The sequence below is a fragment of the Arthrobacter globiformis genome, assembly GCF_046536215.2.
In the GTDB taxonomy this organism is placed as follows: domain Bacteria; phylum Actinomycetota; class Actinomycetes; order Actinomycetales; family Micrococcaceae; genus Arthrobacter; species Arthrobacter globiformis_E.
In genome coordinates, this window is the sequence record NZ_CM143421.1 from 850,746 (window position 1) to 867,379 (window position 16,634).

The following is a 16,634-nucleotide window of genomic DNA, read 5'->3' on the forward strand; positions in this document are numbered from 1 at the left end:
GGCCCGCACCGGTACCCCGAACCACCCAAAGGAACACCCGCTGCCTGAAACCCCAGGCGGCGACGCGATAAAGAAAGAGAAACAACAAATGGTTGACCCCTATGCCATCGTGGCATTGTCCAACACCGTCCACACCATCAAGAAGCGCGAAGACGCCATCGAGAACACCAAGCGGATCTGCGACTTCATGGACCCAGCCGTCATGGTGGCGGCCACCGACGGTGCGCCCGTCAAGCTCGTTGTGCTGCCGGAAATGGCAATTCAGGGCATGCTGCCGGACTTCAAAGCCGGCAACCGCGAAGCCCACGAAGCCTTCGCCATGACCATTCCCGGCCCGGAGACCGAAATCCTCGGCCAGAAGGCCCGCCAGCTCAACACCTACATCGCAGCTGAGCTCTACCTGGTCCGCGACGATGACTTCCCCGGCCACCTCTTCAACGTCGCTTTCATCATCGACCCCAACGGTGACGTCATCTACAAGCGCTACAAGTCCACCTCCGACGCCTATGAAGGGGGCGCCCTGGGCACCACCAACCCGCACGACATCTGGGACGAATTCATTCAGAAGCGCGGCAACGGCAACCTCCTGGATGCATTCTTCCCGGTAGCCAAGACCGATATTGGCAACATCGGCTACATCATCTGCCATGAGGGTGCCTACCCTGAGACTTCCCGTGGACTGGCAATGAACGGCGCGGAACTCATCATCCGCGGCACCCTAATCGAACCGCAGGTGGGCACAGGGATGTGGGAGCTGCAGAACCGCGCCCACGCCATGTTCAACCAGGCCGTGGTGATCGCCCCGAACCTTGGTCCGCAGCGCAACGACGACGGCAGCCTGTTCGACCTCTTCGGCGGACAGTCCATGATCGTTGACCACAAGGGACGCGTACTCGTGAAGAACGAGGGCGTCAGCGGCGGTGACTCCTTCGTGAGCACCGTCGTCGACCTGGAGGCACTGCGCCGCTCGCGTGCCGCCAACGGTGTCACCAACTGGTTCAAGGACCTGCGCACCGAGATGTACGCAGGCATCTACGAACAGCCCATCTACGAAAAGAACCAGTACCTCAACGAGCTGCCGGCCGAAGGCTGGCTTGCCCGAGAGGCGAAGCGGCGTGGCATGAACATTCAAAAGCTCATGGAACGCGGACTCCTCACGGCCCCGTCGAGCAACTAACCCTACTCCCTGCAGAGGGAAACCACTGCGGGCGTCCGGTCCAGGCCGGACGCCCGCACCCCCTTCACTTCAGACCCAAACCGCGAAAGGCAGACGCATGTACGCCGCCGTCCTCCGTGCCCCCGGCCCCGTCGAGAACCAGCCGCTGGACTACATCGACGTCCCCGAACCCGTTCCCGGACCCGGTGAAGTCGCCATCACCGTACTCGCCTGCGGAGTCTGCCGGTCCAACCTGCACATGGTCGAGGGTGACTGGCTGCCCGCCACCCCCGCCGCCCTGCCCATCATCCCGGGCCATGAGGTAGTCGGCCGGGTCAAGGCCGTAGGTCCCGGCGTGGACAACCTCACGGTGGGCGACCGGATCGGCGTGCAGCCCATCTGGTCCACGTGCGGCGTGTGCGGCCACTGCATCAGCGGCCATGAGCAGCTCTGCCGGCGGCGCCAAATCACCGGAGAGACACGCGACGGCGGCTACGCGGAAGTCATGCTCGCGAACGCCGCCGTCGCCTGCAAGATCCCCGATTCCCTGTCCGATACCGAAGCAGCGCCGTTGCTGTGCCCTGGCATCACCGCCTACGGCGCCCTGAAAAAGGCACTCCTGCGCCCCGGCCAGAACGTGGCTGTGTTCGGCGTCGGCGGAGTCGGCCATCTGGCGTTGCAGATGGCCGGGCTCACCGGCGCCCACGTCAACGCCGTCTCCCGCAGTCTCAAGGCCCGCACCCTTGCCGAGCAGCTCGGGGCCCGTGGAGCGTACGTTCCGGCCGGAATCGAGGGGGGCCTAGCGCTTCGGGACGGATCCCAGGACGCGGCCATCGTCTTCGCCCCGTCGGATCATGCCGTGGCGGAAGCACTGCGAGTCATCAAGCCCGGCGGCCGCGTGGTGCTCGGCGTGGCACAGTCTGTCGGCGTTATGGACATCGGCGACGAAAAAACGGTCGTAGGAACCGTGCTCGGGACCCGTCAGGACATGCAAGACGTCCTGGACCTCGCAGTGGACGGCAAACTCCACGCCGTCCACGAAGACTTCCCGCTTAGCGAGGCCAACCAAGTGCTGCAGCGGCTCAAGACCGGCCAGCTGCACGGCCGCGCCGTACTGGTCCCCGGCGCATGAGTGCCATCGCCGGCCGGGAACCGCGACGGTTCATCATCGTAGGCCGGGGCTGGCGCGCCGACTTCTACCTGCGCATCGCCCGAAGCCTTCCGCACCTCTTCACCTGCGTCGGTGCGGTCACCCGCACGTCAGAGGGCGGAGAAGGGATGGAGCAGCAGTGGGGCCTACCCACATTCCGTACCGTCCAAGAAGCAGCCCGCAGCCTGGACCCGGATCTCGCCGTCACGTGCGTCCCCCGGCACGCCAACCCGGAAGTCGTCCGCGCACTCGTTAGCCTAAACATTCCAGTCCTTTCGGAAACTCCGCCCGCCGCTGACCTTCCCGAACTGCTCGCACTGTGGAACGACGTGGGGCCCACGGGCCTGGTCCACGTGGCCGAGCAACACCCTTACCTTCCCTTCTTCCGCGCTGTCCGCTGCCTCCTCGATGCCGGCAAGTTCGGGGAAGTCAGCTCCGCCACCGTGTCCTGGACCCACGACTACCACGCCATGGCCATCCTGCGGTCGGTGCTCGGCATCGGACACGACCGCGTACACATCCTGGCGATGTCCCGGCAGTCCCCGCTCATGAACGGGCCGGACCGGCAGGGCAAACCCGATCAAAAGAAACTGGACGATGTCCGGACCACACTCGCGCTCCTAGGCGCAGGCTCCAAAACTGGATTCTACGACTTCACCGAGACCCAGTGGTTCAACCCCCTGCGCGGACGGCATTTCCAGCTCCGCGGCAGCCACGCCGAACTCACCGGCAACCGACTCACCTGGTTAAACGACGACGGCGACCCAGTCAGCGCGCCTATCGAAAGACGCCAACTCGGCATCGACGGCAACCTCGAAGGGGCCGACCTGGACACTCTCAGCGCCGCCGGGGAAGTTCTGTACGAGAATCCCTTCCGCGGCGCACGCCTTTCCGACGAGGAGATCGCCATGGCCACCTGCCTCAACAACACGCTGCCGGAAAACCGTCCCCAAGGCTACGCCCTCGCGGACGCCTGCCAGGACCACTATCTCTCCCTCCTAATTCATGAAGCAGCCGGGTCAGGAGGAAGCATCAATTCCACGCCACAACCATGGCAGGCTGAGCCCAGCCTCCACACTTCATCGGGCCACCAGCCCACACCAGCGCGGGCCGTCGACGCCCCGAAACCAACCAATTAACACCGATTCAAAGGAACGACAATATGCAGAAGCGAACCCTGGGACGTACCGGGCTATCCGTATCGCCAGTATGCGTGGGAACAAGTGCCCTGGGCAGCCACCCCACACAATACGGCTATGAAGTCAGCCACGAGGCGGCGGTAGCCACCATCCGGAGGGTGCTGGAGGGGCCTCTCAACTTCATCGACACCTCCAACGAATACGGGCACGGCGGCGACAGTGAACGCCGCATCGGCGAAGCCATCAAAGAAGCTGGCGGCCTGCCGACGAACATCGTCCTCGCCACCAAGGTCGATCCAATTGTCGGCACCACAGACTTCTCCGGTGATCGGGTTCGGAAGTCCGTGGAGGAAAGCCTTGAACGCCTGGGACTGGACAAATTGCAACTCGTCTATTTTCATGATCCTGAAAAGATCACCTTCGAAGAAGGAACAGCCCCCGGGGGTCCCCTTGAGGCCCTAGTTGACCTGAAGAACCAGGGCGTTATCGACCACCTGGGTGTCGCAGGCGGCCCAATCGACCTTGAACTGAAGTACCTGGCTACCGATGCCTTCGACGTCGTCATCAGCCACAACCGCTACACCCTCGTGGACCAAACCGCGGAGCCGCTGATCCAGGACGCGGCCGCCCGCCGCGTGGCATTCGTCAACGCCGCACCATTCGGCGGCGGCATGCTCGTCAAAGGCCCGGACGCGGTCCCGAACTACTGCTACCGCCCCGCCAGCCCGGCGATCTTGGACCGCGTGCGGAAAATGGAGGATCTCTGCAAGGCACACGGTGTGCCCCTCGCGGCCGCGGCCCTCCAGTTCTCCATACGGGACCCCCGAATCGCATCCACGATCGTGGGTATGTCCGAGCCCGGGCGCGTGGCGCGGACCGCCGAGCTGGCCGAATGGGATATTCCCAGCGACCTGTGGGACGAGCTGATCCCGCTTGCCCACGCCGGCTCCGGCGAACTGGGATAGTCACGCACCCGTGCCCCAATCACGCGAATGCCTCCGCTGGAACCGACACCAAATGCCGACGGAGGCATTCCGGCGTCAACCGCCGAGCACTCCACCATGAGCCAGACGGCAGAGCCTGATGAGCCTGAAATTCATGGAGACCGACACATACACATCACCGCAACGTACCTGGATAGTCTGCAGCAACATCTGGAGGAAGCAGCACATGAACTTATTAGCGTGGCTGCCACCCACCGACGGGGCGGGATCCTCCTGACCCGCCCGAGCGCCACGGCCTACGCCGCGACACTGGATGCCAGCGTGTCCTACGGTCAAACTGTTGAACGCGGATCCTGACCGCGAACTAAGGACTTGGCGCCTCCAGGATACCCGTGCGTCGACGCCGAAGTGCGAGGCTCGTCGAAGCGGATCCGAAGGCACCGTAATCCAGGTTCTCGCGAGCAGGGGTTTTATGACACCGTTAGGGGCGACAAGCAGCCCTGCTGAACCGCTTTCAAGGAGGTAGCCATGACCCCAACCGCAGACCAGGCCAACGGGCGTCCGGACACGCGGGTTCCCTATGCGGACCAGAGAAGGGAACTCATCCTGGCCACTCTCCGTACGAGTGGCCGGGCGGATGCCGCAGACCTGGCTCTGGAACTGGGGGTCACGAACGAAACCGTTCGCAAGGACCTGGTTGCCCTCGAGCAGCTCGGATTGCTCCGCCGCGTCCACGGCGGAGCAATCCCTGTGGGACGCCTTACTTATGAGCCGCCGCTGGCGTCGAGAACCGCCCTTTCCGACGAAAAGGCGCGCATCGCCAGGGCGGCGCTCCATCACCTGCCCGCGAGCGGCTCAGTCCTCATTGACGGGGGGTCCACCACCGCGAAGCTGGCCGAAATCCTTCCGCGGGACCGTGCTCTGAGGGTCTACACCAACACGCTGTCGATCGCCATCGCGCTCATGGACGCGCCGCTGCTGACCGTCTACACCCTCGGCGGACGTGTTCGTCCGGTAACCGGCGCCGAAGTGGACGACTGGGCAGCCCGTGCCCTTGCTGAAATTAACGTGGATGTTGCATTCCTCGGATCCACCGCCGTCTCGATCGACCGTGGCCTCACCACGCCCGATGCCGCCGAGGCGGCCGTTAAACGGCTCATGTGCACCAGCGCCCGGCGCCGGATCCTGCTTGCCGACCATAGCAAGTTCGGCAAGGTCAGCACCTGTAAGCACGCGGACCTCGTAGATATCGACGTCCTCATCACGGACGACGGCACATCCCCTGAGATGCTGGCGTCAATGCGTTCAACAGGTCTTGAAGTGGAAGTGGTCTGACCCTCACCCGACGACGTCGGGCCCCAGATACCCGGCCGTCGCCCATCACGCAGTCGCCCCCTTCGAATTGGCGAACGCAGACAGGACCCGCCCTGCCCTCCGGCGCTATCACGCAAACTGTGTATGACTCTTCGCCGCGGCCACCCCCTTCATCCTCACCCGATCCGCCGGGACCATCGCCGCTGTCCCCTACGCCAACACCAGCGAAGGAACCGTCCTCCGAAAGCTCGTGAACATCCCTGCCCGGATCGCCTTCAGCGCGCGCAGAAACCGCCTCCGCCTGCCCGGGGCCTGGCCCTGGCAGGCCTCATGAGCACTGACCTGCCGGGGCCGGAAACCGTGTCGATCCCCGGTGAGAGCCAGAACCCGACCCCCGATCGGCGGATATATGGCCGGGGACCTGGTCGTGCATGTCGTTCCGAAATGCGACGACGAGATCACCTGCTATTCCTGTTTCCTGATGCGGCACCGTTCCCAGTGGCAAGGAAGAAAGACAATCAGGCCTACTGCATTGAGTGTGAGGACTGAATCCCGGAGTCTCTGACGCCCTCATCGGGAGCTGCGCCGGCGTGCGGTGCCCGTTCAGCCCAAATAGTCCAGACGGTGTCTGGACTATTTGCCGTGGTAGGAGTGCTGGGGCCGGCGTTCAGCCGTCGATGATCTTGAGGGCAGCGGCCGAGCCGGGTTGGGAGTCATTCCTGGACCGACCATGTCCACAGTCTGCTTTCACAGGCCGGCCAGCTTCTGCTATCCATGGATGGTTCTATTGGGCATGGGTACGAACGCCGGCAATGATTACGACGCTGAACCGACGCCCCGGCCGGGAGTTACCGTCCCCGGGACAGGAAGTCGAGGTTAAAGCAGCTGGTTTGCGGGCCGGTAAGGGCAGCGTCGACAACATGACGCTAGACGGATCGGTCGTATCGGTTTGGATTGACCGCAATCACCCCGGAGGACGTATTTGGCCAGAGACGGGGTAGCGATCGCTCCTGAGCTCGAACCCCCGGACGCGTTTTAAGGAAAGTCCATTGACAGGAATCTCCTAGGGTTAGCTGTTGCCGCGCGCTGATTCTCCTGCCCCAGGTTGAACCCCGGGCCCCCTACGCTGACCTGACATATAGGTTCTAATGGGCTGTGGGTGCGGCTCCCTCGCTTCGGGACTTACTTGCAGGACAGCCACCAAAAACCCAGCGGAAGGAACCCAGTGAACACCCAACGAGGCAATGAAGTAACTTGCACCCTATTTTCCTCAAGTCATGCCGCCCGAGCCATGAACGCCCATGAACAGGTAACGAACGGCAACCGGTCCGACAGCGAGGCAAGCAAGGAGGCACACGGCCAATGAAGAAGGCCCCCGAAGGGCCCTTCACAACACAAAATGTCCGCACTCAGAGGCTAAAAGCCGCTGAACAGGGAAAACACGTGCCCAAGATGGGACTCGAACTGGGCTCCTCCCCGCGCAAATCCGCCCCTCCCCCGAAACATCCCTAATATGGCCCAGTACGACGCCGGTCCAACGGAATCCGAAGCCCCGGGTGTTGCACATTGTTCACACCCTCTTTTGTGCCTGTGTGAGGCCCAAGCATTCGAGCGTGAGGGTCCTTTGGCGTCGCGATTCCCCGCCGGTAATCGACCAGTTACGGAGCCGGGCCCAGTTCTTTGGCGGACATGGGCGCCGTCGTTTTTGTTTGCCCGTCCGGGAACAGGGGAAGGCGATGTGCCGGGCGTGGCGGCAGGTCAGCAGGAAGACGTTGAGGAACTCCGAACCGTTGCCTGAGTCGATCCGAGGATGGGGAAGGGGAACGCCGCGGTGACGTGCTCGAGGGTATCGTTTCCCGATTCGGCCGCCTTGTTCTGCACAGACCGGTTCACGGTTCACCCAGTCCTAATATCGGTAACGGTGAGTGTGAAGCTGACCCCCCGAAATTGTTGCGGCCCGCTTCCCCTCGACATACTTCATAAGGATGCTTAGCATTAAGGCTCGGTAACTAGCCTTTTCGCGAAGGGACTGGCCAGCCAGGTTTTCCAGGGCAGCCAGACACCTTAAATCCCCGGGCCTTCCGCCCATTTCGGGTGGACTCAGAGGTCCTAGACGTATCCCACTCCCCCGCGACTCACGCACGCGCACCAGGGCGACCTGTGCCCTGCACGACCCATGTGTGCCGCCGGCGAGGTTGACACTGGAAGAGAGCGGAACCATGAAGGCAGTAGTTTACAAAGGACCCAACGACGTCAGCGTCGAGGAAATCCCCGATGCCAAAATCGAGCACCCCGCCGATGTGCTGGTGCGGATCACCTCGGCGAACATTTGCGGCTCGGACCTGCACATGTACGAAGGCCGCAGCAGTTTTGAACCCGGACGCTCCTTCGGGCACGAAAACCTCGGCGAAGTGGTCGAGGCCGGCCCGGCGGTGAGTAAAGTAAAAGTGGGCGATCGTGTAGTGCTGCCGTTCAACATCGCCTGCGGATTCTGCAAAAACTGCGACCGTGGCTTCACCAATTACTGCCTGACCATGCAGCCTGAACCCCAGCTCGCCGGCGCGGCCTACGGGTTCGCGGACATGGGGCCGTACCAGGGCGGACAGGCCGAATACCTGCGCGTGCCGTATGGAGACTTCAACTGCCTGCGCCTGGGCGAGGACTCGGTGGAGAAAGAACTCGACTACGTCATGGTCGCGGACATCTTCCCCACCGGCTGGCATGCCACAGAGCTGGCCGGCGTATACCCGGGAGACTCCGTAGTCATCTACGGTGCAGGGCCGGTCGGACTCATGGCCGCCTACTCAGCCATTATCAAAGGGGCCGAAAAAGTCATGGTGGTGGACCGCCAGAAGGACCGTCTGAAGCTGGCGGAACAGATCGGTGCCATCCCTGTGAATGATTCCGAGGTGGACCCTGTCGAGTTCGTCAAGGACCAGACCATGGGATTCGGCGCGGACCGCGGCTGCGAATGCGTCGGTTACCAGGCCCACGACCCGGGCGGAACCGAACATCCCAACATGACCCTGAACCGGCTCGTGGACTCCGTGCGGTTCGTCGGCGGCCTGGGCGTGGTTGGCGTGTTCCTGCCCCGAGACCCCGGAGGCCCCGACAAACTTGAGCAGCAGGGCCAGGTGGCCTTCGACTATGGAAACTACTGGTTCAAAGGACAGACGATGGGCTCAGGCCAGTGCCCGGTCAAGAAGTACAACCGGGCCCTGCGCGACCTTATCGCCGGCGGAAAGGCCAGCCCCTCCTTCATTGTCAGCCACGAGCTGCCGCTGGATCAGGCCCCCGAGGGCTACCGGAACTTCGACAGCCGCGAAGACGGCTGGACAAAAGTGGTCCTCCACCCGGCCGGGGCCTGAGAGAGCCCGGAGAGGAGAAATTTTCGATGTTGACACGAGCGATTTCCAGGGCGTGGTCCTGATGCGCGCCATGGTGTACCGGGGCCCGTACAAAGTCCGGGTCGAAGAAAAAGACATTCCGAAGACCGAGCACCCAAACGATGCCATTGTGCGGGTCAGCAAGGGTGCAATTTGCGGGTCCGACCTACACCTTTATCACGGCATGATGCCGGACACCCGGGTGGGCATGACGTTCGGGCACGAGTTCGTCGGCACCGTGCACGAGGTGGGATCGTCTGTGCAGAACCTGGCGGTTGGCGACCGGGTGATGGTGCCGTTCAACGTGTTCTGCGGGTCCTGCTACTTCTGCGCCCGTGGCCTGTACTCCAACTGCCACAACGTCAATCCCAATGCGACGGCGGTGGGCGGCATCTACGGTTACTCGCACACCTGCGGGGGTTACGACGGCGGGCAGGCAGAATTCGTGCGCGTCCCCTTCGCGGACGTCGGCCCGTCCAAGATTCCGGACTGGATGGACGAAGAGGACGCCGTACTGCTCACGGACGCTTGTCCCACGGGCTACTTCGGCGCCCAGCTGGGCGACATCGTGGAGAGCGACACCGTGGTGGTGTTCGGCGCCGGCCCGGTGGGACTGTTCGCCGCCAAATCCGCCTGGCTGATGGGCGCCGGGCGGGTGATCGTGATCGACCATCTGGAGTACCGGCTTGAAAAGGCCCGCACCTTCACGCACGCCGAAACATACAACTTTGCCGAGTACGACGACATCGTGGTGCACCTCAAGAAGGAGACCGACTACCTGGGCGCCGACGTCGTCATAGACGCGGTGGGGGCCGAAGCGGACGGCAACTTCCTCCAGCACGTCACAAGCAGCAAGTTCAAACTGCAGGGCGGCTCCCCCATCGCCCTCAACTGGGCCATCGACTCCGTCCGCAAGGGCGGCACCGTTTCCGTGGTGGGCGCCTACGGCCCGATCTTCAGCGCCGTGAAATTCGGCGACGCCATGAACAAGGGCCTGACCCTGCGGATGAACCAGTGCCCGGTCAAGCGGCAGTGGCCGCGGCTGTTCGAGCACATCCGCAACGGCTACCTCAAGCCCAGCGACATCGTCACCCACCGTATACCACTGGAACACATCGCCGAGGGCTACCACATCTTCTCCGCCAAACTGGACAACATCATCAAGCCCCTCGTTGTCGCCGGCCAGTCCTGAAAGGAAATGCACCATGTCCGAGACAGCCACACCTTACGTTGCCAGTAAACCCGCCCTGAAAAAGTCCACGGAGGAACTGCGGGCGCAGATCCCGGGATGGGGAGCTGACCTCAACCCAGCCGACCGACCCTCATACCCCCGCGAGCAACCCGGCATTGAGACCGGCGCGCACTGGGACTTCCCCGAACGCCAACCGGAGAAATGGCCCAGGGAACGGTCCGTCGAGCACGCTTTCCTTACCCCCGTTTTCGGCACATCGACACCCCCTGCCGGGGCCTCGGGCGCCATCCGGAAGTACGCCTACAAATACAGCGAGGGCCGGGCCGCGCACTGGCTGCTGCTCATCGCCGCCGACCGGGTCGACGCCTGGGAACACCACCTGAAGTCATTTGTCACCTTCCGTCCCGATAACCCCGTCACCGAAACCGGCGTCCTCAGCGAGTTCTCGGCCCACGGCGTCCGCTCACGGTTCGGGCAAAAACGCGCCGACAACAACCACCAGTGGATCGACCCGTTAATCGTCGGCGGCCCCTGGGTACTGGCGGGCCTAGGGGCTGTAGCCGCATTCAGGGCCCTCCAAAAGCACCGCACAGCCTGACAACAACTGCTGTGATGGGGCGGCGAACCACGGGTGTCACCAACAATCTTCTGGTGACACCCGCATGTCATCCCGGCCGAGACTCGCCGGCAAGGGCGATGGAGACCGCGCTCAGGACCGGGCTAAGAAAGCGACACGGAAGCCTGCACACGTGGGTTGCGCTGAATCGTGAGGAGAGAAATCGTGCCAAAAGAGTTCACCCCCGCCCTTTTCGGTGGCCTACCGTGACGCAACGGATAAGAGTTGGGATGATGGCGGACCCCGCCGCGCCTACGAAGATCGCGCGCCTGCTGAGCGACATTCAGCCGCCGAGCGGGGACGATCGCGAGGGCTGGGACATCGAGCTCGTGAGCGAACCGTTCGCCATGGATTGCGAGGATGTCGAAACTGCATTGGCACGGCTTCGCGATCACGCCCGTCAGCACGAATGGGACATCGTTATCGGGCTGACCGAACTTCCGTTCCGTGATGAGGATGACGGCCGGTATCTGCTCGCCGAGACCGACCCCCGGCAACGCACAGCCGTGCTGTCGCTGCCGGCACTCGGCGGGTTCGCCATGCGGGAGCGCGCCCGGCATGCAGTGCGCGCGATCGTCAGCGGCATGGCAGACCATGCGGCGGCCCGGCAAAGCGAGCCTATGCCCCGCTTCACCAGCCGTTGGCGGCTGCTCGTGGGAATGGTGCTTGCGAACCGTCCGTGGCTCCTCGTGCCTGGGCTCAAGTCCGCCCTCGTGGCAGCGCTGGCAACAGGGGCGGTGGCCACGATCAACTCAACGGTTTGGCTGCTCGCCGGCTCCCTGTCACCGTGGCGCCTCATCGTGGCGACGATCGCCTCCATTGCCCTCGTTGTTGCCTGGCTCGTGATCGACGGAGAGTTGTGGGACCGACCCGACGACAGCTCTGCCGATGCCAGGGAAAGGTCCCGTCTTTACAACACCTCTACGCTGATAACCCTGACCATCGGGGTAATTATCTGCTACCTGGCGCTCTACATCGTGAACCTGTCCTGGGCCTTGTTCGTCCTTGACCCGGCCGTGATGGGCGGCTACCTCCACACGACGCTCGGCTATGGCGACCTGTTCGTCCTGAGCTGGTTTGTCGCGTCGGCGGCGACCGTCGGTGGTGCCCTTGGCACGGGGCTGGAGTCGGAGGAGGCAATCCGGGCGGCCGCGTACTCCAAACGTGAGGAGGAGCGCCGCAACCGCCTCGCAAGCGAGAGAACCTAGGCCGTACGGGAACCGTGATTCTGGAGCGCAGCTGGGACCATCGAAAAAAGTCCGAGGCCTTTTCGAACGGCTTTCTCGGACAAGGGATTGGAATTCCCCTACGACCCGATGCAGCGCAATGCCAGCGACGCAGGCAACGTTTTTCTTCTACCCCGACCTTATGGTCCGCGAACACCGCCTTCAGCATCACCGCCTCAGAAGCTGGGCGTTCGAGGGCGCAGCAGGCCTCGCTCGACGCACGGGAATCCTACCGTGGATCGGCTAATCGCGAAGGTCCAATGGCGCAGATGGCATTTAGGCGCACGGAGCCACCAGCCGGTGTCGTCCTGGAGAAGACGCGAAACGGCTGCTGTATGGCCCATTCGGCCGCATACCGGTCCGTCGGACGATGTGTGTGGTGGATGATGCACCTGGTCTTCTGCCATTGCCTGCAGGAAATCCGGTCTCGTCCGGATGTAGTTGAAAGTGCTGCTTCGATGACTACATGCGCATTTCGGCGACGGCCAGCAGCGCGGCCCGGCTGACCGCGGCAGCATCTATGCCGTCTGGTGCGTTTTTCGGCTTCCTGCCACAAGTAATAGCCCATCATTGGACAGGAACGGGTAGATGCCGGGTGGCTTCCGCACCGTCCCGGCCAGTTGCGCGGTGAGGGTCATGTCGGCGGAGGCAAAGGTTTCCGTGAAGGATCGCTCCACTTCGGTTACCGAGACCGCATGCAGATCAATGTGGTCGGCACGTCCGAGGAAGGTTGCCACTCCCTCATTAAGGTGGTCGGAAACCGCTGCAGGCAGCCCGGCGAAGATGAGGCGAACGGGCCTAACTTGGGCTCTGCGGATGTCTCTGCAGGAAGGACAATTTCAGGATTCCTCCACCGCCTGCGGTTTCCCCTTGAGGACGCCTTCCGCCAAGGGGACGAGGACGCTGCCAGCCACGGCTGCGGAAGCTGAGGTCCTCCATTCAAAGAACTGTAGACAGCTGCCAGGGGACGAATTCGTTGTCCCCGTACCCCAGTTGCTCACTTTTGGTTTCTTCGCCCGACGCGACCCGGAGGACGAGGTCGAAGATCTGCTGTCCCATCTCCTCGATGCTCAGCTGCCCGTCCGCCACGGCCCCGCAGTTCACATCGATGTCGTCCTGCATCCGCTCGTAAAGCGCGGTGTTCGTGGAGAGCTTGATGCTCGGCGTGGGCTTGCAGCCGAAGGCTGAACCGCGGCCGGTGGTGAACGCAAGCACCTGGGCGCCGCCGGCGACCAAACCGGTCGCGTTGACGGGGTCGTATCCCGGGGTGTCCATGAAAACGAGGCCACGGGCGGTGATGGGCTCGGCGTACTCGACGACGTCTGCCAGGTTTGTGGTTCCGCCCTTCGCCACCGCCCCAAGGGACTTTTCGAGGATGGTGGTGAGTCCACCCGCCTTGTTCCCCGGAGATGGGTTGTTGTTAATGGACGATCCGTCCACGGCCACATGTTGCTCCCACCAGCGGATCCGTTCATTGAGCTTGTCCGCCGTGAGTTGGGAGTCCACACGGGACGTCAGCAGGTGCTCCGCCCCGTAGATCTCCGTAGTTTCACCGAACACAGCACTGCCACCGTGCCTGATAAGGATGTCCGCGGCAGCACCAAGAGCGGGATTGGCGGTGATCCCGGAGAACGCATCCGAGCCGCCACACTCCATGGCGAGAATAAGTTCCGACGCCGGAACGGTTGTCCGCCGTGCCTTATCGAGTTCGGGGAGCAGTTCCTCAATCCGGCGCACGCCTTCGGCTACCGTGGCCCGGGTGCCGCCCTGCGCCTGGATGGTCATGCTGGAAACCGACTTGTCAGGGCTGAGCGACCACCCGGCGGTGAGGCCGGCGATCTGATTCACCTCGCAGCCCAGCCCCAGGACCAGGATGGCGGCGAAATTCGGGTGGTTCGCGTAGCCCTGGAGGGTCCGCTGCAGCACCTCGAACCCGTAGTTGCCCTCACCACCTGTCCCGCATCCGGAGGAATGCGTGAGCGCCACCACGCCGTCCACGTTGGGGTAGCCGTCCAGGACACCGCTGTTCTCGATCCGGGACGCGATGAGCTTCGCGGCCGTGGCGGAGCAGTTGACCGAAGTCAGGATCCCAACGTAGTTCCGGGTACCGACGGAACCGTTCATCCGCCGGTACCCCTGGAACGTTGCGCGCTCGCTTTCGGGCACAAAGTCGGTCTTCCGCAGGGCCGTTCCAAAATCGCCGGCCCGGTCGAATTCCCGGTAGGCAACATTGTGGACGTGAACATGTTCGCCCTCCCGGATCGCACGCCCCGCGAAACCAATGATCTGGCCATATTTCCTGACCGGCTCGTCGGCCTCGATGGACCGCAACGCCACCTTGTGGCCGGTGGGAATCTCGTCCTGGGCCATCAGGTCACCCCCGCCGAAGGACACCCGGCTATCAGCGGGAATTACCCTGAGGGCAGTCGCCACATTGTCCTCGGGGTGCAGGACCAACAGACCTGTGTCCGCGCCAAGCTGCGGGTCCGGGACCAAGTGCGTCGGTGTATTCATGTTCTTGCCTTTACTTCTAACCATCTCCGCTAGCAGGTGACCGGGATCGGTGACTAGGGGAGGACCTCGGGGTTGACGATGTTGCGCGGCCGGCGGCCCAGGCAGGCGTCCACCACGTTCTCCGCGGTGCGCCGCTTGAGTTCGTCGCTGGATTCCTCCGTGTACCACGCGGTGTGCGGGGTCAGCACCACCCGGTCCAGATCCAGCAGCGCGCTGTTGAGCGGAAGAGGCTCTTCCTCAAAGACGTCCAGGCCGGCAGCCCGGATCCTTTCGATTTTCAGCGCATCGATGAGGGCCGCGGTGTCAATTACGCCGCCGCGGCAGGTGTTGACGATCATGGCCCCCTCCTTGAACTGCTCCAGCGTGCGTGCGTTGATCAAGTGGTGGGTGTGCTTGTTCAACGGGACATGCAGGGATACGACGTCGGATGCCGCCAGGAGGTCATCAAAGGAGACCACCTCGATGCCCTCCGTGGTGGTCGTCCCCGGGGTGTGGAGGGGATCGTACCCGAGGGGGCGGAAGCCAAGGGCCTTGGCTTTGGCTGCTGTTGCCGCTCCGATCAGGCCGAGCCCCACCACTCCGAACGTCTGGGAGGAGAAGCGGCGGAGCGGCTTGACCGAGTCGAGGAGGTTCCGCCCCGCCCGAACTCCCCTGTCCAGGTCCGGAATGCCGCGGGCCAGCGTCAGGGCGAGGGCAATCGCGTGGTCACTGACGTCCTCCACGCCGTAATCGGGCACGTTGGACACGGCCACACCGCATTCCGTTGCAGCCGGCACGTCGATGGTGTCCACGCCCACCCCATACCGGCTCACAGCCTTCAGGCGGGGCAGGTTCCTGAGGACGCGTTCTGTGATGGGGGCGTACTGGACGATGAGCCCGTCCGCCTCCGCCGCAGCCGCCAAGACATCGTCCTCGGTCCTGCAGTGGGCCCGCACCAGCTCCACGCCGTTGGCCTCCGCCACCGCCTGCTCCTGGCTTATCGATTCAAATTCGTAGTCCGTGATGACTATGCGCGGCATGTTCATCCTCCCTTTCCCCGGTCCGTCCGTTGACTCTCACGCCCAGCGGAGAATCAGCGGGTCCTTGCGTTTGGCCATTTCCACAAGCTGCGCCCGGGTGTCCGGATTCAGCTCCCCCACGGGCTGGCGCGTCCTGTCGCTGGCAATGATGTTGCCCTCCTTCATCAGGACTTTCGTTGCCCGCAGGCCGCACTGCCGGTTCTCGAAGTGGATGAACGGAAGCAGGTTTTCCCAGGCATGAATGGCTTTGTCCCGTTCCCCTGCATGGAAATCCCGCACGATTTGGCCCAGCTCGTCCGGCACCATGCAGCTGCTCATCGTGCCCTGGGCCCCCGCCTCAAGGTCGGGGATGAGGGTGATGGCTTCCTCGCCGTCGAAAAGTCCGGGCAATGCGGGCCCGGCGGCGGCGCCGAGGGCGCGCAGCTTGTCCGCCGCCTGGGGCATCTCGATCTTGGCGTACCTCACCTGCGGAACCTCCTGCGCGATGCGGGCCAGGAGCCCCACGGACAGGGGCGTGGTGCTCATGGGCGCATCCTGGATCATAATGTCGATGTCCAGTCCGTCCGCCAGGCGCTTGAAATACTCCAGTACCGCCTCGTCGTCCACTTTCATGGTCGCCCCGAAGAACGGCGGCATCAGCATGACCATTTCGGCGCCAAGTTCCTGCGCACGGAGGCTGCGTTCCCGGGCGATCCGGGAGCTGAAGTGGCTGGTGGTGACACAGACCGGCATCCGTCCGTCAAGATGCTCCATGGTGGTCCGGAGCACTGCCTCGCGTTCGTCATCGGTCAGGGAGAACTGCTCGGAGTAGTTGGCGAGGATGCAGACGGCGTCGGATTTTCCGTCCACGAGGTAGTCCAGCACGCGGCGCTGGCCGTCGAGGTCCAGTTCCTCGTTGTCGGCGAAAATGGTGGGCGCTACCGGCATTACGCCAGTGATGGCACTCATAGGTTGTCCTTTTATGGGTTGGAGAGAAGG

General features: G+C 63.4%; 14 protein-coding genes. 10 read left to right on the forward strand and 4 right to left on the reverse strand.

The annotated features are described in order from the left end of the window. Nucleotides 1–88 precede the first annotated feature (88 nt). The 10 genes from R5O87_RS03910 to R5O87_RS03955 all read left to right on the forward strand — a co-directional run bounded on the left by R5O87_RS03910 (nt 89) and on the right by R5O87_RS03955 (nt 12,105). On the forward strand, nt 89–1,177 hold the full coding sequence (locus R5O87_RS03910) for a nitrilase-related carbon-nitrogen hydrolase (protein WP_410557178.1): 1,089 nt from the start codon (nt 89–91) through the stop codon (nt 1,175–1,177). A 97-nt stretch (nt 1,178–1,274) separates the two neighbouring features. Continuing rightward, nucleotides 1,275–2,288 (forward strand): alcohol dehydrogenase catalytic domain-containing protein, encoded by a 1,014-nt coding sequence (locus tag R5O87_RS03915; protein ID WP_410557177.1) that lies wholly within the window; start codon nt 1,275–1,277, stop codon nt 2,286–2,288. Beyond that, nucleotides 2,285–3,445, forward strand: a complete 1,161-nt coding sequence (locus R5O87_RS03920) for a Gfo/Idh/MocA family protein (protein ID WP_410557175.1) — start codon at nt 2,285–2,287, stop codon at nt 3,443–3,445. Before R5O87_RS03915 ends, R5O87_RS03920 begins: the two co-directional genes overlap by 4 nt. Nucleotides 3,446–3,468: 23 nt before the next feature. After that, nucleotides 3,469–4,410, forward strand: coding sequence for an aldo/keto reductase (locus R5O87_RS03925; protein ID WP_410557174.1), 942 nt, complete (start codon nt 3,469–3,471; stop codon nt 4,408–4,410). 507 nt (nt 4,411–4,917) lie between these two features. Further along, entirely contained in the window at nt 4,918–5,724 is an 807-nt protein-coding gene (locus R5O87_RS03930) for a DeoR/GlpR family DNA-binding transcription regulator (protein ID WP_410557173.1), read from the forward strand. 388 nt (nt 5,725–6,112) lie between these two features. Then, nucleotides 6,113–6,268, forward strand: a complete 156-nt coding sequence (locus R5O87_RS03935) for a DUF4193 family protein (RefSeq protein ID WP_410557172.1) — start codon at nt 6,113–6,115, stop codon at nt 6,266–6,268. Between the two features lie 1,654 nt (nt 6,269–7,922). Further along, nucleotides 7,923–9,071 carry a glutathione-independent formaldehyde dehydrogenase gene (locus tag R5O87_RS03940; RefSeq protein WP_410557171.1) on the forward strand — a complete coding sequence of 383 codons (1,149 nt, stop codon included), beginning with the start codon at nt 7,923–7,925 and terminating at the stop codon, nt 9,069–9,071. A 61-nt stretch (nt 9,072–9,132) separates the two neighbouring features. Continuing rightward, complete coding sequence (locus tag R5O87_RS03945) at nt 9,133–10,281, forward strand: zinc-dependent alcohol dehydrogenase (protein WP_410557170.1); 1,149 nt, start codon at nt 9,133–9,135, stop codon at nt 10,279–10,281. 13 nt (nt 10,282–10,294) lie between these two features. Continuing rightward, complete coding sequence (locus R5O87_RS03950; protein ID WP_410557169.1) at nt 10,295–10,879, forward strand: hypothetical protein; 585 nt, start codon at nt 10,295–10,297, stop codon at nt 10,877–10,879. Nucleotides 10,880–11,127: 248 nt separating this feature from the next. Then, on the forward strand, nt 11,128–12,105 hold the full coding sequence (locus tag R5O87_RS03955) for a hypothetical protein (RefSeq protein WP_410557168.1): 978 nt from the start codon (nt 11,128–11,130) through the stop codon (nt 12,103–12,105). 536 nt (nt 12,106–12,641) lie between these two features. Here the strand turns inward: R5O87_RS03955 and R5O87_RS03960 are convergent. The 4 genes from R5O87_RS03960 to R5O87_RS03975 form a co-directional block, all read right to left on the reverse strand. Continuing rightward, nucleotides 12,642–12,860, reverse strand: coding sequence for a hypothetical protein (locus R5O87_RS03960; protein ID WP_410557167.1), 219 nt, complete (start codon nt 12,858–12,860; stop codon nt 12,642–12,644). A gap of 202 nt (nt 12,861–13,062) precedes the next feature. Then, nucleotides 13,063–14,637 (reverse strand): UxaA family hydrolase, encoded by a 1,575-nt coding sequence (locus R5O87_RS03965; RefSeq protein WP_410557166.1) that lies wholly within the window; start codon nt 14,635–14,637, stop codon nt 13,063–13,065. 53 nt (nt 14,638–14,690) lie between these two features. Continuing rightward, nucleotides 14,691–15,656 (reverse strand): C-terminal binding protein, encoded by a 966-nt coding sequence (locus R5O87_RS03970; protein ID WP_410557165.1) that lies wholly within the window; start codon nt 15,654–15,656, stop codon nt 14,691–14,693. 36 nt (nt 15,657–15,692) lie between these two features. Further along, nucleotides 15,693–16,604, reverse strand: coding sequence for a dihydrodipicolinate synthase family protein (locus R5O87_RS03975; RefSeq protein ID WP_410557163.1), 912 nt, complete (start codon nt 16,602–16,604; stop codon nt 15,693–15,695). Between the last annotated feature and the right edge of the window lie 30 nt (nt 16,605–16,634).

Excerpts from the sequence above, each read along its gene's own strand:
- R5O87_RS03945 (WP_410557170.1), top strand. The coding sequence starts at position 9,133 with ATGCGCGCCATGGTGTACCGGGGCCCGTACAAAGTCCGGGTCGAAGAA.
- R5O87_RS03955 (WP_410557168.1), top strand. The coding sequence starts at position 11,128 with ATGATGGCGGACCCCGCCGCGCCTACGAAGATCGCGCGCCTGCTGAGC.
- R5O87_RS03925 (WP_410557174.1), top strand. The coding sequence starts at position 3,469 with ATGCAGAAGCGAACCCTGGGACGTACCGGGCTATCCGTATCGCCAGTA.
- R5O87_RS03915 (WP_410557177.1), top strand. The coding sequence starts at position 1,275 with ATGTACGCCGCCGTCCTCCGTGCCCCCGGCCCCGTCGAGAACCAGCCG.
- R5O87_RS03935 (WP_410557172.1), top strand. The coding sequence starts at position 6,113 with ATGGCCGGGGACCTGGTCGTGCATGTCGTTCCGAAATGCGACGACGAG.
- R5O87_RS03910 (WP_410557178.1), top strand. The coding sequence starts at position 89 with ATGGTTGACCCCTATGCCATCGTGGCATTGTCCAACACCGTCCACACC.
- R5O87_RS03920 (WP_410557175.1), top strand. The coding sequence starts at position 2,285 with ATGAGTGCCATCGCCGGCCGGGAACCGCGACGGTTCATCATCGTAGGC.
- R5O87_RS03970 (WP_410557165.1), bottom strand. The coding sequence starts at position 15,656 with ATGCCGCGCATAGTCATCACGGACTACGAATTTGAATCGATAAGCCAG.
- R5O87_RS03950 (WP_410557169.1), top strand. The coding sequence starts at position 10,295 with ATGTCCGAGACAGCCACACCTTACGTTGCCAGTAAACCCGCCCTGAAA.
- R5O87_RS03965 (WP_410557166.1), bottom strand. The coding sequence starts at position 14,637 with ATGAATACACCGACGCACTTGGTCCCGGACCCGCAGCTTGGCGCGGAC.
- R5O87_RS03930 (WP_410557173.1), top strand. The coding sequence starts at position 4,918 with ATGACCCCAACCGCAGACCAGGCCAACGGGCGTCCGGACACGCGGGTT.
- R5O87_RS03975 (WP_410557163.1), bottom strand. The coding sequence starts at position 16,604 with ATGAGTGCCATCACTGGCGTAATGCCGGTAGCGCCCACCATTTTCGCC.
- R5O87_RS03940 (WP_410557171.1), top strand. The coding sequence starts at position 7,923 with ATGAAGGCAGTAGTTTACAAAGGACCCAACGACGTCAGCGTCGAGGAA.